At 59.6% G+C, this 22,798-nt stretch carries 25 protein-coding genes, 1 tRNA gene and 1 other RNA gene; 10 read left to right on the top strand and 17 right to left on the bottom strand.

The window, feature by feature from the left end; all coding sequences use genetic code 11:
* Nucleotides 1-14: 14 nt before the first annotated feature.
* Nucleotides 15-1,172 (bottom strand): NAD-dependent formate dehydrogenase, encoded by a 1,158-nt coding sequence (locus E3E12_RS04855; protein ID WP_141443322.1) that lies wholly within the window; start codon nucleotides 1,170-1,172, stop codon nucleotides 15-17.
* Nucleotides 1,173-1,387: 215 nt separating this feature from the next.
* Nucleotides 1,388-1,462 (bottom strand) — tRNA-Gly (locus E3E12_RS04850).
* Nucleotides 1,463-1,711: 249 nt separating this feature from the next.
* Between E3E12_RS04850 and E3E12_RS04845 the strand changes: the two genes are divergently transcribed.
* Entirely contained in the window at nucleotides 1,712-2,725 is a 1,014-nt protein-coding gene (locus tag E3E12_RS04845) for a tetratricopeptide repeat protein (protein ID WP_141443321.1), read from the top strand.
* 49 nt (nucleotides 2,726-2,774) lie between these two features.
* The gene (locus tag E3E12_RS04840) at nucleotides 2,775-3,044 is read left to right on the top strand and encodes a Trm112 family protein (RefSeq protein WP_408869921.1); all 270 of its coding nucleotides are present in this window, start codon (nucleotides 2,775-2,777) and stop codon (nucleotides 3,042-3,044) included.
* A gap of 71 nt (nucleotides 3,045-3,115) precedes the next feature.
* On the opposite strand, the gene E3E12_RS04835 is transcribed toward E3E12_RS04840, so the two are convergent.
* Nucleotides 3,116-3,574 carry a hypothetical protein gene (locus tag E3E12_RS04835; protein WP_141443320.1) on the bottom strand — a complete coding sequence of 153 codons (459 nt, stop codon included), beginning with the start codon at nucleotides 3,572-3,574 and terminating at the stop codon, nucleotides 3,116-3,118.
* Between the two features lie 102 nt (nucleotides 3,575-3,676).
* Here E3E12_RS04835 and E3E12_RS04830 point away from each other — a divergent pair, with 102 nt between their 5' ends.
* Nucleotides 3,677-4,321 (top strand): protein-tyrosine phosphatase family protein, encoded by a 645-nt coding sequence (locus E3E12_RS04830; protein WP_141443319.1) that lies wholly within the window; start codon nucleotides 3,677-3,679, stop codon nucleotides 4,319-4,321.
* Between the two features lie 9 nt (nucleotides 4,322-4,330).
* Here E3E12_RS04830 and lnt read toward each other — a convergent pair whose 3' ends face one another.
* The 4 genes from lnt to E3E12_RS04810 all read right to left on the bottom strand — a co-directional run bounded on the left by lnt (nucleotide 4,331) and on the right by E3E12_RS04810 (nucleotide 7,954).
* Complete coding sequence (lnt, locus tag E3E12_RS04825; protein ID WP_141444090.1) at nucleotides 4,331-5,863, bottom strand: apolipoprotein N-acyltransferase; 1,533 nt, start codon at nucleotides 5,861-5,863, stop codon at nucleotides 4,331-4,333.
* A gap of 100 nt (nucleotides 5,864-5,963) precedes the next feature.
* On the bottom strand, nucleotides 5,964-6,791 hold the full coding sequence (locus tag E3E12_RS04820) for a GNAT family N-acetyltransferase (protein ID WP_141444089.1): 828 nt from the start codon (nucleotides 6,789-6,791) through the stop codon (nucleotides 5,964-5,966).
* Between the two features lie 82 nt (nucleotides 6,792-6,873).
* Complete coding sequence (locus E3E12_RS04815; protein WP_240810604.1) at nucleotides 6,874-7,308, bottom strand: Fur family transcriptional regulator; 435 nt, start codon at nucleotides 7,306-7,308, stop codon at nucleotides 6,874-6,876.
* Nucleotides 7,309-7,525: 217 nt separating this feature from the next.
* A complete protein-coding gene (locus E3E12_RS04810) occupies nucleotides 7,526-7,954 on the bottom strand; it encodes a MucR family transcriptional regulator (protein WP_141443317.1) in 429 nt (142 codons plus the stop codon).
* 184 nt (nucleotides 7,955-8,138) lie between these two features.
* Between E3E12_RS04810 and E3E12_RS04805 the strand changes: the two genes are divergently transcribed.
* Entirely contained in the window at nucleotides 8,139-8,378 is a 240-nt protein-coding gene (locus tag E3E12_RS04805; protein ID WP_141443316.1) for a sulfurtransferase TusA family protein, read from the top strand.
* Nucleotides 8,379-8,390: 12 nt separating this feature from the next.
* Here the strand turns inward: E3E12_RS04805 and E3E12_RS04800 are convergent, their stop codons facing one another.
* The 5 genes from E3E12_RS04800 to thyX all read right to left on the bottom strand — a co-directional run bounded on the left by E3E12_RS04800 (nucleotide 8,391) and on the right by thyX (nucleotide 12,151).
* The gene (locus tag E3E12_RS04800) at nucleotides 8,391-8,864 is read right to left on the bottom strand and encodes a GNAT family N-acetyltransferase (protein WP_168194393.1); all 474 of its coding nucleotides are present in this window, start codon (nucleotides 8,862-8,864) and stop codon (nucleotides 8,391-8,393) included.
* A 41-nt stretch (nucleotides 8,865-8,905) separates the two neighbouring features.
* The gene (locus E3E12_RS04795) at nucleotides 8,906-9,700 is read right to left on the bottom strand and encodes a tRNA threonylcarbamoyladenosine biosynthesis protein TsaB (RefSeq protein ID WP_168194392.1); all 795 of its coding nucleotides are present in this window, start codon (nucleotides 9,698-9,700) and stop codon (nucleotides 8,906-8,908) included.
* Nucleotides 9,697-10,344: a malonic semialdehyde reductase gene (locus tag E3E12_RS04790; RefSeq protein WP_408869935.1), complete on the bottom strand. Its 648-nt coding sequence runs from the start codon at nucleotides 10,342-10,344 to the stop codon at nucleotides 9,697-9,699. Before E3E12_RS04790 ends, E3E12_RS04795 begins: the two co-directional genes overlap by 4 nt.
* A 110-nt stretch (nucleotides 10,345-10,454) precedes the next feature.
* Nucleotides 10,455-11,033, bottom strand: a complete 579-nt coding sequence (locus E3E12_RS04785; protein ID WP_141443312.1) for a NifU family protein — start codon at nucleotides 11,031-11,033, stop codon at nucleotides 10,455-10,457.
* A 191-nt stretch (nucleotides 11,034-11,224) separates the two neighbouring features.
* Nucleotides 11,225-12,151: an FAD-dependent thymidylate synthase gene (gene thyX / locus E3E12_RS04780; protein WP_141443311.1), complete on the bottom strand. Its 927-nt coding sequence runs from the start codon at nucleotides 12,149-12,151 to the stop codon at nucleotides 11,225-11,227.
* Between the two features lie 126 nt (nucleotides 12,152-12,277).
* Between thyX and ssrA the strand changes: the two genes are divergently transcribed.
* Nucleotides 12,278-12,605, top strand: a transfer-messenger RNA (tmRNA) gene (ssrA, locus tag E3E12_RS04775).
* A gap of 103 nt (nucleotides 12,606-12,708) precedes the next feature.
* On the opposite strand, the gene E3E12_RS04770 is transcribed toward ssrA, so the two are convergent.
* The 3 genes from E3E12_RS04770 to rfaE2 form a co-directional block, all read right to left on the bottom strand.
* Entirely contained in the window at nucleotides 12,709-13,020 is a 312-nt protein-coding gene (locus tag E3E12_RS04770; protein ID WP_141443310.1) for a hypothetical protein, read from the bottom strand.
* Nucleotides 13,021-13,104: 84 nt separating this feature from the next.
* Entirely contained in the window at nucleotides 13,105-14,361 is a 1,257-nt protein-coding gene (locus E3E12_RS04765; protein ID WP_141443309.1) for an AGE family epimerase/isomerase, read from the bottom strand.
* A gap of 6 nt (nucleotides 14,362-14,367) precedes the next feature.
* Nucleotides 14,368-15,876, bottom strand: a complete 1,509-nt coding sequence (gene rfaE2, locus E3E12_RS04760; protein ID WP_206338636.1) for a D-glycero-beta-D-manno-heptose 1-phosphate adenylyltransferase — start codon at nucleotides 15,874-15,876, stop codon at nucleotides 14,368-14,370.
* Between the two features lie 266 nt (nucleotides 15,877-16,142).
* On the opposite strand from rfaE2, the gene E3E12_RS04755 reads away from it, so the two are divergent.
* Nucleotides 16,143-16,748: an SspB family protein gene (locus tag E3E12_RS04755; RefSeq protein ID WP_141443308.1), complete on the top strand. Its 606-nt coding sequence runs from the start codon at nucleotides 16,143-16,145 to the stop codon at nucleotides 16,746-16,748.
* Nucleotides 16,749-17,012: 264 nt separating this feature from the next.
* Nucleotides 17,013-18,125 (top strand): AbrB family transcriptional regulator, encoded by a 1,113-nt coding sequence (locus E3E12_RS04750; protein ID WP_141443307.1) that lies wholly within the window; start codon nucleotides 17,013-17,015, stop codon nucleotides 18,123-18,125.
* A 90-nt stretch (nucleotides 18,126-18,215) separates the two neighbouring features.
* Here E3E12_RS04750 and E3E12_RS04745 read toward each other — a convergent pair whose 3' ends face one another.
* Nucleotides 18,216-18,434, bottom strand: a complete 219-nt coding sequence (locus E3E12_RS04745) for a hypothetical protein (RefSeq protein ID WP_141443306.1) — start codon at nucleotides 18,432-18,434, stop codon at nucleotides 18,216-18,218.
* 256 nt (nucleotides 18,435-18,690) lie between these two features.
* On the opposite strand from E3E12_RS04745, the gene E3E12_RS04740 reads away from it, so the two are divergent.
* Both E3E12_RS04740 and E3E12_RS04735 read left to right on the top strand, forming a co-directional pair.
* Nucleotides 18,691-19,992: a lytic transglycosylase domain-containing protein gene (locus E3E12_RS04740; RefSeq protein ID WP_141443305.1), complete on the top strand. Its 1,302-nt coding sequence runs from the start codon at nucleotides 18,691-18,693 to the stop codon at nucleotides 19,990-19,992.
* Between the two features lie 27 nt (nucleotides 19,993-20,019).
* Entirely contained in the window at nucleotides 20,020-20,616 is a 597-nt protein-coding gene (locus E3E12_RS04735) for a DUF1643 domain-containing protein (protein ID WP_141443304.1), read from the top strand.
* Here the strand turns inward: E3E12_RS04735 and galE are convergent.
* A complete protein-coding gene (gene galE / locus E3E12_RS04730) occupies nucleotides 20,578-21,600 on the bottom strand; it encodes a UDP-glucose 4-epimerase GalE (protein WP_141444087.1) in 1,023 nt (340 codons plus the stop codon). The genes E3E12_RS04735 and galE overlap by 39 nt on opposite strands.
* Before the next feature lie 130 nt (nucleotides 21,601-21,730).
* On the opposite strand from galE, the gene E3E12_RS04725 reads away from it, so the two are divergent.
* Nucleotides 21,731-22,789, top strand: coding sequence for an aldo/keto reductase (locus E3E12_RS04725; protein ID WP_141443303.1), 1,059 nt, complete (start codon nucleotides 21,731-21,733; stop codon nucleotides 22,787-22,789).
* Nucleotides 22,790-22,798: the final 9 nt, after the last annotated feature.

Here is a 22,798-nt window from a genome sequence, read left to right as displayed (position 1 = left end):
CTCTGGCCTTAGCGTTAAAGCTCATAGGATTTGGCCCCTGTCCCTTTCAGCCCACCGCCCTGCACGATGACGTAATCAGGGTCAATTGGGCGCCCTTCCAGGAAATCCTGCAGGATTTCAAGCGTGCCTGCCGCATAGCGCGCCTGGGCGGAAAGGGTAGTGCCTGAAATGTGAGGCGTCATCCCGTTAAAAGGCATGGTACGCCAGGGATGGTCCATGGGGGCTGGTTCCGGGTACCAGACATCGCCAGCATAGGCGGCGACATGGCCAGATTTCTGCGCGCGTTCCAAGGCAGCCATGTCCACCAGTTCCCCCCTCGCGCAATTGACGATGTAAGTGCCTTTCTTCATCAGGCTGAAGGTCCGGTCATTAAGCATGTTGCGGGTTTCTGGGTAAAGCGGCACCTGAAGGTTGACGATGTCCACAGCCGCCACAAGCGATTCAACCGTTGGATGGTAGGTCAAGCCCAGTTCACGCTCCACCTCGGGGGCCAAGCGATGGCGCTGCATGTAATGCAGCACGCAGCCAAAGGCCTTCATGCGCTTGAGGATGGCCAGCCCTATGCGCCCAGCACCAATCGTGCCAAACGCCATCCCTTCTATGTCATAGCCGCGCGCAACGCAGTCAGCGATGTTCCACACGCCATTACGCGCCAGGGCATGGGCAGGCAGGTAGTTGCGCACCAGGGACAGGGCCATCATCACGGCATGTTCAGCCACGCTGATGGAATTGGAACCTGTCACCTCCGCCACTGTGACGCCAAGCTTGGCGGCAGCGGCCAGGTCCACATTGTCCGAGCCCACGCCAGCAGTCAGGGCCAGCTTGAGGTTCTTCGCCTTTTTGAGGCGTTCTTCCGTCAGGTAGGCTGGCCAGAATGGCTGTGAGATAACCACGTCAGCGTCAGGCAAGTGCTGCTCGAACAGCGAATCGGGGCTGTCCTTGTCACTGGTGACGTAAAGTTCATGGCCATTCGCCTCCAGCCATGGGCGCAATCCCAGCTCCCCTGAAACGCAGCCGACCAGCTCCCCAGGCGTGAACCCAAGGGGGGGTTGAGGATGGGGGGCTGGATGGCCATCCTCATAAACCTTGATGTCAGGGATGCTGTCACGGATGTAGGGTGGTGGGTAGCCAGCCTGGGGGTCAGGATAGAGAATGCAGAGGATCTTGGCCATAAACTGGGCTCCATCACACGTAATTGCAGCCGGACTGGCTGAACTAATTGTAAGGAAGCATACACGAAGCCAGGGGCGGGTAAGCAACCCAAGGCTCTTCGGGGGCAACCTCTAAGCGTTGCCGCCATGGCCAAGGTTCTGGGCACCAATAAAAAACCGCTTTCCCAATAAAGCGGGAAAGCGGCCCTGCAAATTATGATTTTCTTGAACCGGCCTGGAGCGGGCGAAGGGATTCGAACCCTCGACCCCAACCTTGGCAAGGTTGTGCTCTACCCCTGAGCTACGCCCGCATTCCTTGGCCGGTGGCGACTATATGCCTGACTTTGCTGGGCGGTGCAAGTGAAAAATTCACCACTCCTAATCTTTCTTCCTGAAGCCCACTCTCCTTAAAGCGCGCCGCCCTGCCTTCATCTGATGGCTGGGACCTTCATGGTAACTTCCTTCCTTGTGTTGGCGCTACGTCATACCAATCTTGAACGGACAGGAAGGTTTTCCCCTTAATTCATTCCGCACTTTTGACATCAAGCAAAGGCAGGCTCATGGCTCTTTCACCCAAAACAGGCGCAGCGCTTCCTCCCATGCCAGGCTCTGACGGCGCAGGGCTTTCCCTTGGCCAGCAGCCCACAGGTACTGCCCCCAAGGCCTCAACAACAAACAGCCATGAGCCGCCTATCAAAACCACCAACGAGGCCTCCTTCGTCAAGGACGTTATCGAGGCCAGCGTCCACACGCCCATCATCGTTGACTTCCGCGACCCTGCCCAGCCGGCAAGCCTGGAAGTTGGCCAACAGCTTGAAACCATCATCAAGCCAGCTGGGGGGCGCATCCGCTTGGTGAGTGTGGATCTGGCTGCCAACAAGGCCCTTGCCAACGATTTGCGCCAAATGGGCCTACCCCTTCACGCGCTGCCTTTGGTGGGCGCTTTCTGGCAAGGGCGCATGGTGGACCTGCTGCGCGGCAAGCAAACGCCTAGGGCGTTGCGTAGCTTTGTGGAAGCCATCCTCAAAGCCAGTGGTCAAACCATGCCAGCTGCTGAAACCATCAAAAGCGCCAGCAAGGCCCTTGATGAAGGCAAACCTGCTGAAGCCGCCTCCCTAGCCAGCCAAATCCTGGAGGAAGAGCCCGACAACGCCCAGGCATGGGGACTGCTGGTGCGCGCCCTCTTGGCGCTGGATGATGTTGAAAGCGCTGAGGAAGCCCTGACCCAAGTGCCTGAAGCCCAGGCTGGCGCGGAGCCGGTCAAAAGCGCCGCCAAAGCCTTGGCGCTGCACAAAGAGAGTGCCCAAGCAGCCAGCGACCTTGAAGGCATTGAAAGCCTGGCCGCCCAGAAACCGGATGATTTTGAACTGCACTTAAAACTGGCCAGCGCCCTCAATGGGGCAGGAGAACGTGAGAAGGCGGCTGATACCCTTCTGGCCTTGATTAAAAAAGGCCCTGCTGAACAAGCCGCTACCGCCAAAGCCGAGCTGCTGCGCTTTTTTGAAGGTTGGGGCATGACTGACCCTGCCACCATGGCAGCACGGCAGAAACTTTCAGCCCTGTTATTCGCTTGAAACCAGGTTCTATGGCGCTTCGCAAGTGCCATTCCAGGAAGGAAACCCCATGACTGCCCTTCATGACAGTTCCACCATGGCCCCCACCAGTGAGCAGGGCACAGCCCATGTCCTGCCCCCTGATGAGCGGTTGCTGAAATTGCTCGTGTGCCCTGTAACAGGAGGGCCAGTGCATTTTGACGCTGATTTTGACAATGGCAGCGACAGCCAAGGCAACCCCCTGCCGCGCGGTGCCATCATTAGTCCCCAGGCGCGCTTGGCTTTCCGGGTGGAAGAGACCATCCCCATCATGCTGGCTGATGAAGCACGCCCTTTCTAATCGTACTGCACAGAGCTGCCACACAAGGCAGATTGTCTGCGTTTGGTGAGGGTGGGACGGGTGATGGTTCCTTAGGGGCTTTCAGGGGTGCTGCGCACGCCACCATGGGGCCCGTAGCTGACTTGGGCCTCAGGTGTTGGGGGTGCCACATCCTCACCATTGACGCGCATGGCCGGGCCAGTGCTGGCGCCATTTTCAAGCCCTGTCGGGGCCCTAGGGCCCTGTTGGGGCACAGCATCACCTATTGGCCTGTTGAGGCCAGCTGGCCCAGGGGTTTTCAGGGCTGGAACTGTCATGCCGTTCATCTGGAAATGCGTGGCTGGGTAAGGCACCACCAAATCAGCCTTGGGGAGGGATGGCTTGGCCATGTTGCTGAGGGCCTGCATGCCACTGCAGCCCCCCAGCACCACAAGCCCCCCTACCCCCAACAGCACCAAGGCTGGGCGGCATGCTTGCTGAAGCAGTGAAGAATCCTGCATGGTCGGACGCCCTGTAGATTGGAAAGGGAAAGGACAGTTCATGGTCGCCATGCTATCACCCCTTTATCGCCCCACGTCCAGAGCGACCTGCGCAGGGGCGCCAGCAACTCCGCACAGGGGAAAACCCCTCAAGCCTGACCAAAGGGGCAGCTCATGTTCAAGGGCACCGTGAAAACCCGGCAGGGGCGCCTTCAGGCCTGGACAGATAGCCTGCTTCAGGATCATGCAGTGTTCCGCCTGTTTTGGCATAACCTTGCCGAGGTCATACCTGGCAAGGTCTGGCGTTCCAACCATCCTACACCAGGGCGGTTACGGCGTTGGCGGCAGCATTATGGCTTTCAAAGTGTCATCAATTTGCGTGGCCAACGCCAATGCGGATCAGATGTCTTGGGGCGGGATGCGGCAAAGCAAATGGGGTTGCCTTACCATGACATGGCTTTTGAAAGCCGCAACGCTCCCCACAAGGACCGCATTTTGCGCTTCCATGCCCTTTACCTGCGCCTGAAGCAGGAAGGGGCCTTCCCCCTACTGCTTCATTGCAAATCAGGGGCGGACCGCGCTGCCCTGGGCAGTGGCCTGGTCATTTTGTTTGAAGGGGGCAGCCCAGCACAGGCTTTGGCGCAGCTGCACTGGAAGCACCTTCATTTCAAAAGCTCACGCACAGGCATATTGGACAGTTTCTTCAAACTGTACGCCCAGGAGGCCGCCCAACATGCTGATTTCATGAGCTGGCTTCAGGGAGCTTATGACGAACAGCGCCTCCGTGACCTGCACCAGGCGGGTGCTTTGCGCATCTGAGCTTAGGTTTCAGGTGTGCCCGCCATGCTGCAGGCGTGGCCAAGGCCATAGCGCCACCAGGCACGCCAGCAATGCCAGGGCCAATGGCAAAAGCCGCCCACCCCAGCTGAATAGGGTTGGTGACAGCGGTTGGGGAATGGCCTTCACCATGACACCGTCATGGCCCCAAGGCAGCCAACCCACCAGCGCTCCTGTGGCACTGTAAAGCGCTGAAGGACCACGGTTGTTGGCGAACGCCACCGCCAACCCCTCCTCCACAGCGCGCATGCGCCCCGTGGCAAGGTGCTGGCGCGGGCCGGCACTGTTGCCGTACCAGGCATCATTGGAAATGGTCAGAAGCCAATCAGGCCTGTGCCCAGGTTCAGTGACGGAACCAGAGAATATGACCTCATAGCAAACCATGGGACCAAGCTTGCCTGCCTCAGGCAGGTTCCATGTTTGCAGGCCTGGCCCCGGCGTCAACACAGCAGGCGTCAGGTTGAAGGGTATGATCCAAGGCTGGTATTCACCAAAAGGCACCAGGCGGCTTTTGTCATAAAGGGCTTCAAGCGTCCCGCCTTGCCCCACGGCCTCCAGGCTGTTGAACCAATGCCCTTTGTCATCGCGCCGCAGTGATCCAGCCAGCACAGGGTGACCCATGGCTGCTTGGCTCATGAGGGAGCGGGCCTCAGGCTCCTCATCAAGCAGGCCTGGGAACGCTGATTCAGGCCAAACCACCACCAGATTACCGCCCCTGCCACCCTGGTGAGGGCCCGGCACAGCCACTCCTTGCTGAACACCCTGGCGCGTCAAGTCCAGGTAGCGCTCAAACTGGCGCGCACGCTCCAATTGGCGCGCTGAACGATTGAGGACCTCTTCCTCAGGCACATCGCCTTGAACCAGCACAAGGTGGGGCTGGACCACTGCCAAGCTGACCGTGTGGCTACAGCGCCACCACCCCCAGCCAACCCACAGCAGCGCCAGCGCCAGCAACGCAAGGCGCCAACGCCATCCACACCAAAACAGCAAAGCGAACGCCACCAGCATGAAGGTCAGCCCATCCACCCCCACAAGGCTGGCAGGCTGAATCAGGATGGTACCCACCCTGCCTGGCACTTCAAAAGCGCTGCCCAGGGGATTCCAAGGGAAACCACTAAAAATGAATGTGCGCGCCATATCCTGCAGGGTCCAGCCAGCTGCGAAAAGCAGCGCTGAACGCCAAGGGGGACACGGGGCGTCACCACGCTGCTGGCTTTCCCAGGCTGGCCAACGGGCCATGATGGCAGGCACAGCTACCAGGGGAGCAATCAGCACAGCCACCCCTGGGCTTGCAAAAGGCAGCACCCACCAGAAATCATGAAGACGCGTCATGATGGCGTTGGTCAACCAGTACAAACTGGTTGTGTAGAACCCCATGCCAAAGCAAAAGCCAAACCAGCCTGCTTGACGCCAGCTAGGTGCCTGGCAAGCGGCCCGCCACAATAAGGGCAACATCAAAAAGGCCACTGGCCATAAGCACAAAGGAGGCATGGCCAAGGCCAACACGGCGCCGCACAGAACCATGCGCCATGACGTGGCCCCCAGACCATTGTTTTTCAGCAGCCAGCTGAAAGCACCAAACCATGGGTTGGAACGGCCAAGGCCAGCCATGCCCAGCGGTGGTTCAGTCAAGGGCGTCGCGCAAGCGGCGCTCGTAATGGCGGTAGTATTTATCTGCTAGTAATTCGCTTTTCACCAGCACAGCAACATCTGTGGTGTTAAACTGTTCATCAACCACGGCACCGTCACCAATGTAACCACCTAAACGCAAATAACCTTTGATGAGCGGCGGCAAACCTGCCAGGCAACGCCGGCGGTCCAGCTGGGCTGGGTTGGAGCGCTGCATGGAAACGTAACGGTCAGGCTGGGCACGCACACGCAAAGCAGGGGGTGCCAAGTGATTGTGGTAAAGCCAGGTCAGCTCGTCATTAAGGGCGTCAGGATTGGTTCCAGGCAAGCTGGCGCAACCAAACAGCACATCAATACGGTGCAGGAAGATGTAGGAGGCAATGCCGCGCCACAGCAGCTGCATGGCTGTGCGCCCCCTGTAAGGCAACGCTACGCATGAACGGCCCACCTCCAGCAGGTGACCTGGAAAATCCGTCAAGCAGGAAATGTCGTATTCAGCTGCTGAATAAAATCCACCTGCCCGTTGGGCCGCCTCAGAACGAAGCAGCCTGTAAGTGCCGACCACGCGTTCAGGGCCTTGGCGGTCGTAATCGATGACCAGCAAATGGTCTGCGAAGGTGTCGTAAGCATCCACATCACGGCGGGTGCGCTTGGCAAGGGCGGTGGGGTGAGCGCCCATTTCCTCAAAAAACACTTTGTAGCGCAACGCCTGGGCAGCATCGCGCTCCTCCTCATTGAGGGCGAGGCGGACGCCTAAAGAACCACCACGCAATTCTTGGAACCCCCCTTCCCGGTTGAGGGACAGGGTAGCCAGGGTCTCCATTTGGCGGCGCGCTTCAGCGCTGCTGCGGTTGCCCTGTTCATCATCATCCAGAAAGGCCCCTTCAGAGGCGCCCAAAGGCTTGTTAACGGCGTCCGTCACGCTGCTCTCCCGTTAGGGTGGACTGTCCAACCCCACTTTTACTGGCGCGGCGGCCAAACAGCTCAATTTCATAGGATGTCAGCTCATAGCCCAGACGCGCTGCCAGGGCCCGCAGCAAACGCGCAGGCTCATCATCCTCGAACTCCACCACTTCGCCAGTGTCAATGTCAATGAGGTGGTCATGGTGGCCATGTTCGCGCACCTCGTAGCGGGCGCGCCCACCACCAAAATCCCGGCGCTCCAGAATACCTTTTTCTTCCAGGAGGCGCACAGTGCGGTACACTGTAGCCACAGAAATGCGGCCATCCAGCGCCAAAGCGCGCCTGTGAAGTTCCTCAACATCTGGGTGATCGTCAGCGTCTGATAGGACACGGGCAATGATCCGGCGTTGGCCGGTCATCTTAAGGCCCTTTTCCATGCAAAGCCGCGCAATGGGCGAATCCCCTGGCGCGCCTGCCTTGCCGCTTTGGGAACTGGGACGTGAATTGCCAGGGCCTGGGCCCGTCATGTTCGCACTCGACACCATCTGCTAGGGCCTAGCCCATCCCTGCAATCCTGTCCAACCCTGACCTACCAGCAACGACAGCAGGCCCCAAGCACAGGCGCCGCCAGCCCCCAGGCAACCTTGCTGGCGCTCAGTCAGCGCTGGGCTGGTCCTTGTCCTTGCGGCGCCCCAGGCCAATGCGGCGTGCCAGCGAGGAACGGTGCGTGGCGTAGTTGGGCGCCACCATAGGATATTCAGGCGGCAGACCCCAGCGTTCCCGGTATTGCTGGGGGGTCATGTTGTAAGCCGTTTTAAGGTGGCGGCGCAGCAGCTTGAGCTTTTTGCCGTCCTCCAAGCAAATGATATAATCAGGGAACACGGATTTGCGCGGTGGAACAGCTGGCACCGGCTTTTCCTCAGGCGCTGTGGGCGCCTGGTCCACATTGGCCAGGGCGCTATACACTGTGCGAACGAGTTCAGCCAGGTTAGAGCCTTCAATATCATGACGTCCCACATAGGCTGTCACAATGCGGGCAGTTAGCTCACGGAGGTCAATGGAAGCTTCAGGAGCATTTGGCATAAACGTTTTCCTTTTAAGTCCTTAACAAAACAATAAATAATGTTTGCAATAAACATCAAGATTGAAAATGGACCTTTGCAAGTTTTTTCTGCTTCTCGCTCTCTTCAACCAGCATGGGGATGGAGGGGCAGGTAATGTCCTTTATCCCTCAATTCTCCAAACCCGTTGACTAAAAGCTTCACTTATGCCCCATACCCCCACCCTTTCTCAGCCGTGCCGCACTGTCGATGTGCGCGCGCTTTATTGCCCCATGACGAGTGTCCATGTTCGCGCCCAGCTAGATGCCATGGCTGTGGGAACCGTGCTGGCTGTGTTGGTGCGTGACACTGTGACAGCTGGCAATGTCAGCGCCATGGTGCGCTTGTTGCGCCATGAACTGTTGCCCAGCGCTGATCCATGCCGCCTTCTGGTGCGTAAATGTTAGACTCCGGCCCCTTCAAGTTCCTGGTTGGCAAGCCATGAGGAGCGCATCCCGGCCCTGTCCGTAATAGCCAGGGCGCAGCGCCACTTCCCGAAAGCCCATATGGTGGTAGAGGGTTTTAGCTGGCAGATTGTCCGCCTCCACTTCTAGCAGGATCCTCTCGCGCCGGCGCATGGGCTCTTTCAAGGCATGGGCAAGCAGTTTGCCGCCATGGCCCCGACTGCGCCAGGCAGGCACGATGCCCAGCGTCAGGATTTCGCATTCCCCTGGTTCTGAACCAAAACCTGGCTGGCTGCGTACCAAGCACAAGCCGATTGGTTCCCCCTCCCTTGCAGGGCCGGGTACCAATCCCACCCATCCTTGAGTGCCTGGAAGGGCAAGCTGGCCTTTGAAAAATGCGGCGCTCCAAGCTTCCTTGGGGGGGAAGCACGCCTGGTGGAGTGCTTCCAGAATAGCGACATGGGCTGGGTTGGCTGATTGAAAATCCATTGCCTTGGGCTGCTTTGGTAACATTTTAACATTTGCCCTGGTCAGGCATGGGGCTGGGGGCGCAACCCCGCTGCTGGCAGCTTGGCTTCTGGTGCGTCAACATAAAATGGTTCTAAAGGTGCAAAGCTGCCTGCTGAAGCAGCTAAAAAGGCCCCTGCCAACAGGATAGCTTTGGGGCTTGGCGTTTGGCAGGGCAACGCCATTGGACCTTTCCCCCCCTGAAGTGCTGCACGCACCCTCAAGGCAGTTAGCAATTCTGGTAACGCTGTTGGCCCCGCAACGGCATCGCCAGCCACAAAGCCAGCCAATTTGCCCCCTTTAGTTGGGGTTCCTTCAATAGATTGATCCTTTAAGGCGAGAGCATAGGCTTTGCCCACAGCTGGCACCACGAACACCCTGCCCCGCCGTGCATGGCACAGGACATCCACCCCTTGGTCAACAGCGCGCCCATAACCTTGAAGCGCCACATCACAGCGCACAGCGTCTGCCAGGGGGACGGGCCAAACAGGGCACATCCAACCAGCGCCCAAACCAGCGGCCAAAGCCATGCTGGCCCGCAATCCCGTAAAGGATCCAGGGCCAGTCACCACCACCACGCGTTCAGGCGCTGGGCTGGCCACCTGGCCCTGCATCCAGCCAGCCTGTTCCATCATGGCGCGCAGCAAAGGGGCCCAGGCACTGGCAGCGGCAGGACCAGAAACCACATTTTGAAGGCCAGAATGCGTCCCCTCCATCAACGCTATGGTGCTTGGCGCCCCCAGACGCACCCCAGCCCCATTCAGAACGATGGAGCGCCCGCTGACCAGCAAGCTTTCAAGGTCAACAGGCCTTTTCATAAACATAGGCACGCCTCCTCAAAAAGTAGGCGTGGCAGCCGGGGACCCGGCCCACTTGAGGTATCTTCTGAAGGCCACCCCATGGCGATGAGGAAATTGGCTTGCCACCCTTGCTCCCGCAAAAACATGTCCTCCACCAAAGGGGCGTCAAAACCAGACAGAGGCAAAGTGGCCAAGCCCAGCGCCCGGGCCGCCATCAGCATGTAAGCCCCCTGGAGGGTGCTGTTGCGGAAAGCGGTTTCCTCACTCAGCCCCACATCAGAGGCAAACCAGTCACGCAAAGGTTGTTGCGGGTTAAGCTTGGGCAAGTGGTCGAAAAACAAGGGATCTTGCCCAACCACCACCATAAGGGGTGCTTGCGCCACCTTGTCCCTGTTGCCAGGAGAGAGGGCTTCCAGCATGCGTTGGCGAGCTGAAGCGCTGGTGATGAAAGCAAAGCGCGCTGGCGCGCAATTGCCTGAAGTCGGCCCAAGGCGCGCCAGGTCATAAAGCCGCCTGATGGTGCCAGCCTCCACTGGCTTAGAGGAAAAGCCACTGGCTGTGCGGTGAGCGGTGAAGAGGCTCGTCAGGTCTGCTGCATTCTGGCGTTCACGCTGCCCGGCTGCCCCCCCACCCCCAGCGCCACTCTGGGGGGGGCTGGCCAGGTGGGCCAGGCCCGGAATGGCGCTGAGATTGCCCTTTTCGGCTTCCCCAGGGAGGGCTAGCGTGGAAGAATGCTCATTATCGTGTTGGCTGACTGGAGTTTGTTCATACGTCATGACTGATTGTCGCCTTCCTCCACTGCCACCACAGTGCTGATGGTGGGCAGGTGCTGTTTCAAAATCCGCTCCACACCGCCCTTCAGTGTCAATTGGGCAGAGGGGCAATCCGTGCAGGCGCCCATCAAGGTCAAGTAAACGGTGCCTTGGTCATACCCCCTGAAGGCGACATCGCCACCATCGCGCGCCACCATAGGGCGCACATGGTGGGCCAAAACCAGTTCAAGGGCCGCCACCAAAGCCTTGTCGCTGGGATTAAGGGGCCTGACCAAAGGCAGCACAGGGCCACTGGTCAAAGCTGGCTGACCTGTAGCGAAGAAATCAGTCATCACTGTCATGACAAAGGGCAGCACATCATCCCACGCGGTTGTGGGGCTTTTGGTCACAGCCACCAGGTCCGCACCCAGGAATACCCGCTGCACCCCTGGAACACTGAACAGTTCCACCGCTAAGGGGGAGCGACCTTCAGCGGAACCGGGATGGACGAAATCAGCGCTTCCAGAAAGCGCCACCCTGACGCCTGGCCTGAATTTCAGGCTTTCTGGATTGGGTGTCTCCTCCACCTCAATCAGCATGTGTTCCCTCCCGCGTCAGGTCATGGAATGTGGCAGGGTTCAACCAGCCCTATAAGCGTCCCCGCTTCAGGGCGAACCCCAGAGCAAAACAACACCTGCCAACATGCCAACAACAACTCCACTGCCAAACCGCAGCCAGTTAAACCGCACAGCCCTATAACTAGAGCCAGCGCCAGAGCCGCTCCCCATGCTCAGGAGCGTTTTTCCAGATGGCCATCGAGAAGAGCGTTCATTTCCTGCCATTCACGCTTACTCAGACCTGAGCTTTCCTGGCACACTTCTTCCCCAGCCAGGGCAGCGCGCAACACTTTGAGCATGGTGGCTGAGAAGGTGCGCGCGCCCAGGCGGTATTCTTCAAAAGCGGCGGCTGTTAGCGGCACCCAAGCTTTAAGGATGTCCATCATGGCTTCAGCGTAGACGCGGATCTCCCTCTGGGCATGGGGGTCGGCCCGTAAACGCAGGAAATGCATGAAGTTATGCAGGTTCACCTTCCAGTACCATTGCGTGTACATTCCCAACGTCAGGTTGATGCGCGCCAGCTCACGCGCAACGCCCAATCCTTCCGGGTCCAGCATGGTTTCGTAATCGCCATAGCAGGAGGCAGCGTCACGGCGTAGGATCTCCTGAACGCGCAAAGCCGTTTCCAGGGAAACCGGTTCCTGGGCGCGCCCCTGATGGTTCTGGCGGCTTTGGGGTGCGATGTCGCCCACGTCTGGAACGTAGAATTCCTTATCTAGGATGGAGTAGCGCGCTGAATATTCATTCACACTGGCTGTCCGGTGGCGAATCCACTGCCGTGCCACGAAAATGGGCAATTTGACGTGCAGTTTAATGTCGCACATCTCAAAAGGGGATGAATGGTGGTGCCGCATAAGGTAGCGAATCAGCCCTGCATCCTCTGACACACGCTTAGTGCCTGTGCCATAGGAAACCCTGGCTGCCTGCACAATAGCGCTGTCATCGCCCATGTAATCCACAACGCGCACAAAGCCGTGATCCAAACGCGCCATAGGGGTGTAGAGCAACTCCTCCATGGCAGCGACTGTAGGGCGCCTGGTGCGGTGCCAAATCCCACGCCTTTGCTCAATATCTGCACGCTGTTCTGCCGTCAGAACCATGGCGCCTCTCCAGGTTAATCGTTTTCCTATTGTTCCGGCCTTTCTAGCCGGAAGGCCGCACAGCCTCCAAGGCTTGGATGGGCCACAGCCACAGAAAGAATCCTGACTGTTGAATGTTCCTTGGAAAAGCTTGCATTCAGAATGGGGAAATGTTATAAGATTTGTGTTGGCTCTAGCTAACTATGACAATAAACGATGGATGGAATAAGTGTAGCGGACCCGGGGGCAGTACCCGGCGCCTCCACCAATACCAAAGCGGCCTTTAAAAGGTTTGGCTTTCCATGGGGGCGAAACAGGCTCGACGCGCACGGTAAAGATTCATTTTTTGTTCGGCATTGTACCGCCGTTATCGGGCTAAATCGATAAGTGCCAATGATAACTCTGAGGTGCTCGCTGTCGCTGCGTAAGCGATAAGCGCGGTTTGGGAAGGCACCGGGCAACAGAAGCCTTCCCACCTTGTTTTTATTAAATTCGTTTGTTTTATAGGGTGCGTTTGCACCATGGGCTGAAACGCTCATCCTGCTTGGGATGGGCGCTTTTTTTGCCCTTCTTGAACCTCAACCTTGGTGCGGCCGCTCCTGTTTGAGGCGGTTGCGTAGCCAAATATTGCTGAATACGGCCACCACCAGGCACAACCCCCCAAAGCCCACAAGCAGTTGCTGCCCCAAAGGTGTGAAACCAGCCAGCATAGTCAGCCCAGGCAAACAGACCAGCGCCATGCCCAAGCAAAAATCAGCGCCTGCTAACACAAGCAATTGGACCGCACGGGGCCCTTTACCCAAAAAACCATAAAAGGCCGCCACCATGGCCAGAATGATGAACAACGCCCCCATAATGTACAGCGCTGTGGAAACAATTGGTGCCAGCATGGGACCTCAAAACATATTGATGGGGATGACCAAGCACTTTCCACTGGCACCCTTGGGGCTGGTTAGCAACCCCACATTTGATTGTCACAACAATGCCAATCCTCTGGCAGCCCCATAAATATGGTAAAGGCTGCTTGCTGGCATAAAGGCCGCTGGCTGCTCCAGGCGGTCTATCCAACCCCCCTTGAGCTTATCTGGCAAAAACGCTGCGCGCACAGCCCTGGCCTGGTAGCTGTAGGTGTCCTTCAAGGGAAACGCCACAGGGAAGGGATCCTCCGCCAGCACCGTCCCTAGCAAGCGCAGTTTTTCCGTTTGTGGCCACAGCCGTTGCCCCGCTTCCATGACGGCCCCAGTGGGCGTGACGGCATCTGGCAGAAAGTGGGCTTGTTCAAGCCAAGGCAGCGCCAGTCTCTTAGCACTCACCAAGGCTTGGTGCCTCAGAGTGCTTTCCCCACCTCCGCCCCTGACAGGGTTCAGGCGCAGCCATTTAAGAAGAAGCCACGCCCACTCCACCTGATGGCCCGGCTCCACGCGCCAGGATATGGATGGCCGCCAAGGGCTGTTGAAGTTGCACCCCACAAAGTCTTCAGGCAGCACCAGCCACCCTGTGTTCCGGGCTTGGTTAGATGTTCCATGGGAAGAGACGTTTCGCACCATCTGATCTAGGCATTTAGCCACGATGCGTCCTGCCCAATGGGTGAAGAACCTGCTCCCTGTTACACTAGGAGATTCCCAACTCTCCTGGCAGGCAAGAAGGGCTTCCAGAAAATGCATCAGCGGGTTCTGGGGCTGTGGGCGTAGCGCGGCGGCTGTGGCACCCCTTCCTGGGGGAGGGGCCAGAAAAAGCTGGTTTATGTCCTCCACAAGGGTTTGAGCCTGCAGCCGCAACGCTTCCTGCAAGCTGCCTTGGCTGACGCGCCCTGCCATGGCATGGGCGTAGAGGATGAAGGCATGGGCGTAGAAATCGCGCCTGCCATCAAACGCCCCTTGGCGCTGGCCGGCCACGGTTCGGGAAAAAATCCAACCCCGTTGGCCATCAGGCGCGTGATAAAGCGCGCGGACACGCCCAAATGCTGCCAACGCTTGCTTGGCCACAGCAGGGGGCATGAGGCCATCCAACACGGCATGGCAATAGGTGGCGATTTGGCGTGCCTGCACCATCAGCCGCCTTGGCGCCTGCTCATCAGGCTGTCCATTTTGAAACAGGCGCTCATGGTAGAGCCCGTTCACAGGGTCCCAACCAGCGCCATGCCAAAGGGGCAGGGCCTTCTCAAGCAGCCACTGGCGCCAGAAGGCCCCTTCAGCCAGCAGGCTGCTCAGGCCTGAGGCCTTGCCCTCCATGGCCCCTCAACCTTGGGTTGAGCCAGCACGGCTGGCCAGGTTGGATGTGGACTGACCAGGCAGAACGGGCACGCGCACCACTAAGCCCCCCTGGCTTTTCACGAAATCCGCCCCAACGATGTCCTCTTCACGGTAGTCGTCACCCTTCACGAGGACATCAGGCTTCAAGGCTCTGATAAGGCCTTCCGGCGTGTCCTCGCCAAACACCACCACCATGTCCACGCCACGCATGGCTGCCAGCATAGCGGCGCGCGCCTTCTCATCCTGGATGGGCCTCCCCTTCCCTTTGAGCCGCGCCACGGAATCATTGCTGTTCAAACCCACCACCAACCTGTCACCCACAGTGGCAGCTTCTGCAAGCAGCTTGAGGTGGCCTGGGTGGAGCAAGTCAAAGCAACCATTGGTGAACACGATGCGCTCCCCCGCCTGACGCCACAGGGCCAGACGGTGGCGGGCGCGCTCATCCAGGCCATGGCAGATGACAGGCCCCAGGGCTGGGACGCGCCCCATGCCCACCCGCTGCCCCTGGCTGAAAGCGGCCATGATCTCCGCCAAGGAAACGCTAGCGGTGCCAAGCTTACCCACCACCAGGCCGGCTGCGATGTTGGCCAGCTGCATGGCGTCATCCATAGCCAACCCCCCTGAAAGAAAAGCCGCCATGGAGGCAATGACAGTATCACCAGCGCCTGAGACGTCGTAAACCTCTGAAGGGACGCTGTGGGCATGGCGCAACGTGCCGTCACGCCGCCACAGGCTCATGCCGGCGCCTGAGCGGGTCAGAAGTACATCACCACCAAATTGCAGGGAGGCCTGAAGGGCGGCTTCAGCGATGTCGCTGTCGCTTTCAAGCGAATCCATTCCTACAGCCTGCCTTAACTCAGCCTGGTTGGGGGTAAGGAGGGCAGCGCCCGCATAGGCTGAAAGGTTGGCGCGCTTCGGGTCAGCAATCACAGGCACACGGGCCTGCTGGGCCTCCTTCATGACCAGCGCCAGGATGTCATCGCCCAACACACCCTTAGCGTAGTCAGAGCACACGATGACGTCAGCCCCACGCAACGCTTGGCGCACGGCTTCATGAAGGGCTGAGGAGCGGGGCGCACCAAAAGGCGGTGGCGGGTTTTCCTCATCGATGCGCACAATTTGCTGGCGCCCTGCCAAAACGCGGGTTTTGACCACCGTACGGTAGCTACCCTCCACCACCAGGCCTGCGCACGACACCGTGCCAGGCAAACGGGCGCCAGCAAGCAGCGCTGCCAACTGCCGCCCAGGTGTGTCATCGCCCACCAGGCCCACCAATCTGACTTGGCACCCCAGGGCAGCGGCGTTCAAAGCCACATTGGCCGCCCCACCTGGGCGCGCCCGCTCGCGCCCTTCAGAAAGCACTGGAACGGGGGCCTCTGGCGAAAGCCTGTTGACCTCACCTTCCAGGTAACGGTCCAAGATTACATCGCCTACAACGGCAATAGTGCCAAAGCGCATGTGACGAAGGGCGGCAGGCAGGGACAGAGTGTTCATCGTCTCACCTTAAGAATAATGGCCCTGCCCTAGGTGGTGGGGGAAGGCAGCCATGTGCCCAGGGCTTTAACATGCCTCTGCAGCGGCCTCCACCCAACAATGGCACCTTTGGAGGGGGGTAGGAATCGCCCCAACCCCTTGCCATTCCAGCTGGAGGAGGGCAGACCAAGGGGAGCAGCTGTGCTCGCGCACGCTCATTCCCTGCCGCCTGACCAGGTTGGCAAGGTGTTTCGGCAGCATACCCCTGGACCGAGCGGACAGAACCAATGAGTGACGACCCCAACCAGCCAGACAACCCTGCAGGCGACATGCCACAACAGCCAGAAAGCCTCCTGCCTTATGAAAGCTGGCTGGCAGAGGCCTACCGTGGCGTCATGATCAAGGCGCTTGAGCATGTGCAGAGAGAGGGCCTGCCTGGTGAACACCATTTTTACCTGACCTTCCGCACCCAGGCGCCAGGCTGCACCGTGCCGCCCTTTCTGAAGGCGCGCTACCCTGATGACGTCACCATTGTTTTGCAGCACCAGTTTAGCAACCTGAACGTTGATCCATTCAAGAAAACGGTTTCCGTCCAGCTGACATTCGGTGGTGCGCCTGCCACACTCACCATCCCCTTCAGCGCCATCACGCAGTTCAGCGACCCTGCCATTGGCCTGGTGCTGCAGTTTCCCCAGCCCACGGCAGCTGAGCCATCCAGTTCAAACACCACGGAAGCTGAAATCAAAACCGCTGACTTCAACCGTGCTGAAAAGCAGCCTGGCCAAACCCCAATAACCCCCGCTGACACGACCCCAGAACAACCAGGCCCTGCGGCAGCGGAGGTCGTCAGCCTCGATGCGTTCCGCCGCAAACCTGACAGCAGCCAGAGCTGACCGGGGCCCTATCCTTAACTGTGGCTAGGCTGAGGCAGGCATGTTCCAACGCCCCTGCCACCAAAGCGGGTTTTGTGCTAGGGCAAGGCAGCATTCATTACGCAAACTGATGGCGGACTCCCCCCCTGAAGGACGCCATCAACGCTTGAAAGACCCGACCCTGCTTGCCTGCTTGACCTTTCCCGCACCACCTTGCCCTGGTCGGGTGCCTGACTGCGCCCCCATGGCCTGGCTTCCACACCAGGACACCTTGAAGCCTGCGCCATGAAAAACACCCAGCCAAACCCGCGCCAATGCAGCCCCAAAGGGCAGGCCATTAAGCAATGGGGATTGCTGCTGCTGCTCTCAGCGGCATTGGTTGGCGTGTTCGCGCTGCTTCACTTGGCGGCCGGGTTCATGCTTGGCCCCATGATCGCAGCCATTTACATGGCCCTTCACGGTAAGCCCATGCATGTTGGCCGAACATGGTTTGCCGGCGCGCAAGCCGTTTTGGGCGCCCTTGTCGTTAGCAGCCTGAGCTGGCCTCTTTTCAAAGGGATCCTGGACCATGGCGCGCTCATGGGCTTCACGGTGCTTTCAGTTATCGTGGTGAGCTTTGGCACAGGGGCGCTTCTGGCCTGGCTGGGCATTATGCCTGGCACGACAGCCCTATGGGGCGCATCACCAGGGGGGGCGTCCACCATGGTGATGATATGCGGCGCTTTTGGCGCTGACCCACGCCTGGCGGCGTTCATGCTTTATTTTAGGGTCATTCTGGTCGCCGTTAGTACGTCTCTAGTGGCGTGGTGGGTAACAGGGGGGCTGAAGTCACCACCCCTCCCCCCCATGCACATGGAAGCGCTGTGGCCCACGCTTGCCCTGGTAATTGGCTGCACGTTCATCGGCACCAGAATGAAATTCCCAGCCGCCACTCTGTTCCTGACCATGGTGGTGGGTGGCTTTGGTCAGCTAACCGGGCTTTTCCACATTTGCCCGCCGCAATGGCTGCGCGTGCCTGCCTACCTCATCATCGGCTGGTGTATTGGGCTGCGTTTCAACCGCGCTGTTCTAGGCCACGCTCTGCGCGCCCTGCCAGCCATCATGATGTCAGCTGCCATCACCGTGGGGGCTTGCGCCTTACTGGCGTGGCCCGTTGCCAAATTGGCCCACATCGACCTCCTCAGCGCTTACTTGGCCACAAGCCCAGGGGGGCTGGACACCATCATTATCATCAGCGCCACTGTGCCTGTGGCACTCCCCTTCATCATCTCCATGCAAACAGCGCGTATGGTGGCCGTCATTGTTCTGGGCCCCCTCATCGCCAAACCATTGGGCACTTGGCTGGAGCGCCACGGCCGGCGCCTACATGTCCAGCCCATTTCCGGCCAGGAAAACTAAAAACCCCTCACCATGGTGGCGAGGGGCAGGCTTGGTTACCTTAAAGCTGCCCTAGCCAGCAAGGCCAAGGCTGGGCTGACATTTACCCAATCACCAATTGTTGGAAAGCAGCCAGAACTCCTCTGATGTCATGGTGATTTCTTTGCTGGGGCTTTGGGCGGCGGCATTGGCCAAGGCTCCAATGCGCTCAATCATGATGGTTTTGCGCTGGTGGGTCTCGTTCTTCTCGCCTGTGTGGGCAGCCAGGGTGGTGAGGGCTGACTTGGCGGCGGCGGCAACGCGTTCCGCATTGAGGCTGGCATAAGCCATGGTGGTTCTCCTTCAAGGGCTGGTCGGCGCGCCTTGATGAGGCGTCACCATCTTCCCTTGTTGTAGGCCCATGGCCTGCAGCCGGCAAGCAACCGTGCCAAAAGCCCACGCCCCCTTGGTGAGGCGAATAGGTCAGCGCAACCGCGTTTTTCCACTGCCTATGGCTGGCCGTGGGGGCTTCCACCGTCCTATAGTGCCAGCAGCCTGGCGCCAGCCCGACCAACCGTTGCCCAGGCTGCCCAGATAGGTAGAAACAATGAGTCACACCGCCATGGCAGGACAGCAGCCCCGTTCAGATTCAATCAGGCCTTCCCCTGCCCCGGCCGTGACGTCCCTGCCCTGCCTGCTGGCCTTGGCGCTGCTAGCAGCCCTGATGGGCCTTGGCGGGTGCAGCAGTAATTATGACGGTGGCCAGCCCCTGCTGGATGAACAGGCCCAGTATCAAGCCCGGGCCCACCATTACTATGCGGCCCCTGGTTCCTCATCAGACCCGTGGGGTCCTTACATCAGGGAGGCCTCCCAGCGCTTTGACGTGCCTGAAGCCTGGATCCGCGCTGTTATCCACCAGGAATCAGGCGGCCATGTTTTTGACCGCAACGGCAATTTCATCACCTCCGCGCCAGGCGCTATGGGGCTGATGCAGCTCATGCCGCCCTCTTATGAGGAGCTGCGCAACGAATACAACCTGGGTGACGATGCCTACGACCCCCATGACAACATCATGGCAGGCACAGCCTACATCAGGCAGATGTACGACATCTACGGCTCACCTGGGTTTTTGGCGGCCTACAATGACGGCCCTGGCAATGTTGACCGCTACCTGCGCAACAACAAGCCGCTACCACGCGAAACCAGGCGTTACGTGGCCATCATCGGGCGCCAGATCGCTGGTATATCCCCCGTTCACGTCTCTGACGCCGACTTGAAGGTGGCGCGCCATGATGGCCGGGCCAGGACGGGGTCCGACAATGACAGCGACAGCTCCTATGCCGCCTATGACGGCCCAACCCCCAGCACAAGCAGTTCGGCTGCGGCCGTGCGGGCTGCTTGGGCCGCGCGCGAACAAGGGGGGGGCGCAGCCCCCGCCTACAGTTCCACTTATGCTGACAACAGCGCTTACAATGATTCCTACAACGGTGGTTCCAGCAGTGGCGCCTACACGCCAACGCCCACCTACACGCCACCAACCTATGGCCACAGGGCATTCAGGCAGCCCCTTTACAGGCATGCCGTCACCACCCGTGCAACCCGCATTGGCCACCAAACGGTGCGCATGCCGGCAACAGCTTGGAAGCCGCCACCCCAGAAAACCGCCAGTGGCAATTGGAGCGTGCAGGTGGGCAGCTACCTCAAGCGCGCCCAGGCCCAGCAGGCTGTGGCTGGCGCGCGCAGGTACGGTGTACCAGGCCAGGCCTCCATCACCAGCGTCCGCGTGAAGGGCAAAACCTACTGGCGTGCCAGGATTGGGGGCCTTTCAGGCCAGCAGGCGGCGCGCAGCTGCCGGCAGATGGCAGGGCACCAAACCTGCCTGGCCGTGCCGCCATCAGCCCATTTCTAAGTGTCAGCAGTTCGGCAGGACAACACCATGACCACGGAAGCCCCCAGCACCCTTCAAAAGCCTGGTCACAATGTTGGCACGGCCCGCCCCCTCAACCTTACTGGCGATGTCACCAGCACGGCGCTTTACGGGCCAGCAGGCGGCGGGGTCAGCACCAATCAGGGTGATTGCTACCGCTACACCCTCAAACGCGTTTGGGACCCCAAAAAGCCCCTCCTGATGTGGTTGATGATGAACCCTTCCGTAGCCACGGAAGATGGTGATGACCGCACTGTCGCCAAATGCCAGCGCTACGCGCGCCAATGGGGTTATGGCGGCATTTTGGTGGGCAATTCATGCGCTTACCGCTGCACAGACCAAAAACGCCTGCTTGAGACGCCAGACCCCGTAGGCCCTGAGAACCACCACCATTTATTGGAGATGGCCAAACAGGCCGACAAAGTTATTCTGGCTTACGGCACCCCCAAAGCCCCTGAACTTCACAGCCACGGCCCCCAAGCCGCTGCGATGCTAGCGCGGAATGGCGTGGCGCTTCACGCCCTTGAGGTCAGCAAGAATGGGCGCCCCAAGCACCCGCTTTACCTTTCATCCAAGCTCACCCCCAAGCCTTACCAGCTGCCCTGAACGTTCCATACCATAACCATGGGGGTGCGCCTGGCGCCAAGCCCAGGCCGTGCGCACGATATCATCAAGCGCTGCCTGGCCTGTGTGGAGCGGGCGCCAACCCGTTGCGGCCTGCAGGCGCCTGGCGTCCGCCACCAGGGAAGGGGGATCGCCAGCGCGGCGGGGCGCCCGTTCCCAGGGAACCTCACGCCCCGTCACACGTTTGATGGTGCTCAGGACTTGCAGGTTGCTGAACCCATGGCCAGACCCCACATGGCATGTCAGCGAGCGCTCTTCCAAGAAATCCAGAGCGGCCAGGTGCGCTGCGGCCAAATCATTAACGTGAATGTAATCGCGCACGCAGCTACCATCTGGCGTTGGGTAGTCCAAACCATGGAGGCGCAGCCTCCTACCACCCATCACGGCCTCAAGTGCGCGAGGGATAAGGTGGGTTTCAGGGCGATGGTCCTCGCCAGCGCGCCCCTGGCGGTCAGCGCCAGCAGCATTGAAATAGCGTAGAATGGCATGGCGCATACCATGCAAGCGCTCTGCCCATTTCAGGCTGCGCTCAATGAAGAGCTTACTTTCGCCGTAAGGGGAGTGGGGGGCTGGGGTGGCGCCCTCCCCTACCACGCCCCCAGGGAACAAAGCTGCGGTTGAAGACAGCACAAAGCGTTTTACCCCCACTTCTGCGCACGCTTCCAGCAGGTTGAGGGCCATGAGGCCATTGGCCCGCAGGTAGTGGTAAGGGCGCTTCATGGAAGTGCCAACCTCTGACAGGCCTGCGAAATGCAGCACAGCATCCCAAGGGCCTGTGGCCAGAACAGTGCGCGTGGCGGCAAGATCTTGTAGGTCGGCACGGTGGAATGCTGCCTGGGCTGGCACAGCCCTAAGGTGGCCTGTGCTCAAATCATCCAGCACCGTGACGTCATGACCAGCATCCAGCAGCGCCAGCACAGTGTGACTGCCGACATAGCCCGCCCCCCCTGTCACTAGGCATCTCATGGCGTTTTCCCCTGCTGCGCCTTTACCGACTTGCTGGCGCACCTTAGCATGACCGCAACCGCCCCCTGCAGGGGCATGGCAGACCAGCGGCCTGCCCACGCAATCCCAGCCAACAACCCCAGGAACCATCATGACAGCGACTTCACCCCACCTATACCGTTCACTTGGTGCCAGCGCGCTTGAGGTTTCCACCCTTTGCCTGGGCAGCATGATGTTTGGCGGCCCCTGTGATGAGGCCACAGCGCTGCGCATCATGGATGATGCCCATGCCCGTGGCTTCAACTTCCTCGACACAGCGGACGTTTACCAGCAAGGCCGCACAGAGGAGGTGGTTGGCAAAGGCATTGCCAAGCACCGCGATGACTGGATCGTGGCGACCAAGTTCGGCTTCAGCGGCGCTTCCATGGGTTTTGCTGGCGCCCAGCGCCCCAACAGGGAAGGGCAGTCACGCAAATGGATCCTGCAGACTTTTGAACGCTCCTTGAAGCGCATGGCCACTGATTACGTGGACATCCTGTATTTCCACCGCGCCCTGCCAGGCGTGACCTTGGAGGAGGGGCTGCGCACGGTGAATGACCTGATGGCGCAAGGCAAAGTCCTTTACTATGGCCTGTCCAATTTTAGGGGGTGGGAAATCGCTGATGTCGTCCGCCTGGCTGACCGCATGAACATGACGCGCCCCATCGTCAGCCAGCCACTTTACAACATCACAGACCGTACAGCTGAACAGGAGATCCTGCCAGCTGGCGCCCATTACGGCCTTGGCGCGGTTCCCTACAGCCCCTTGGCGCGTGGCGTGTTGACTGGCAAATACGCCCCCAACCAGCAACCGGCACCAGGAAGCCGTGCTGGGCGCGCTGACAAACGCATGATGGAAACGGAATGGCGCGCTGAATCACTTGAATTGGCCCAGAAAATCAAAGCCCACGCTGAAAGCCGTGGCACAACAGCCGTTGGGTTTGCGCTGGCCTGGATCCTGGCCAACCCTGCCGTTTCATCCGTGTTGGCTGGTCCGCGCACCTTTGAGCAGTGGCAGGGTTACCAGGCTGGTTTGGATTACACCATCACCCCTGATGACGAGGTCTTCATCAACAGCCTGGTCTCACCTGGGCACAGTTCACGCCCAGGTTACAGCGACCCTGGCTACCCTGTGCGCGGGCGCGCCATGACTATAGCCCGCCCCCTCTGAAGACTGGGC

Source organism: Formicincola oecophyllae, assembly GCF_006542395.2.
In the GTDB taxonomy this organism is placed as follows: Bacteria; Pseudomonadota; Alphaproteobacteria; order Acetobacterales; family Acetobacteraceae; genus Formicincola; species Formicincola oecophyllae.
Note: the sequence above shows the minus strand (reverse complement) of the source record. Positions and strands in the feature narration are given on the sequence as shown.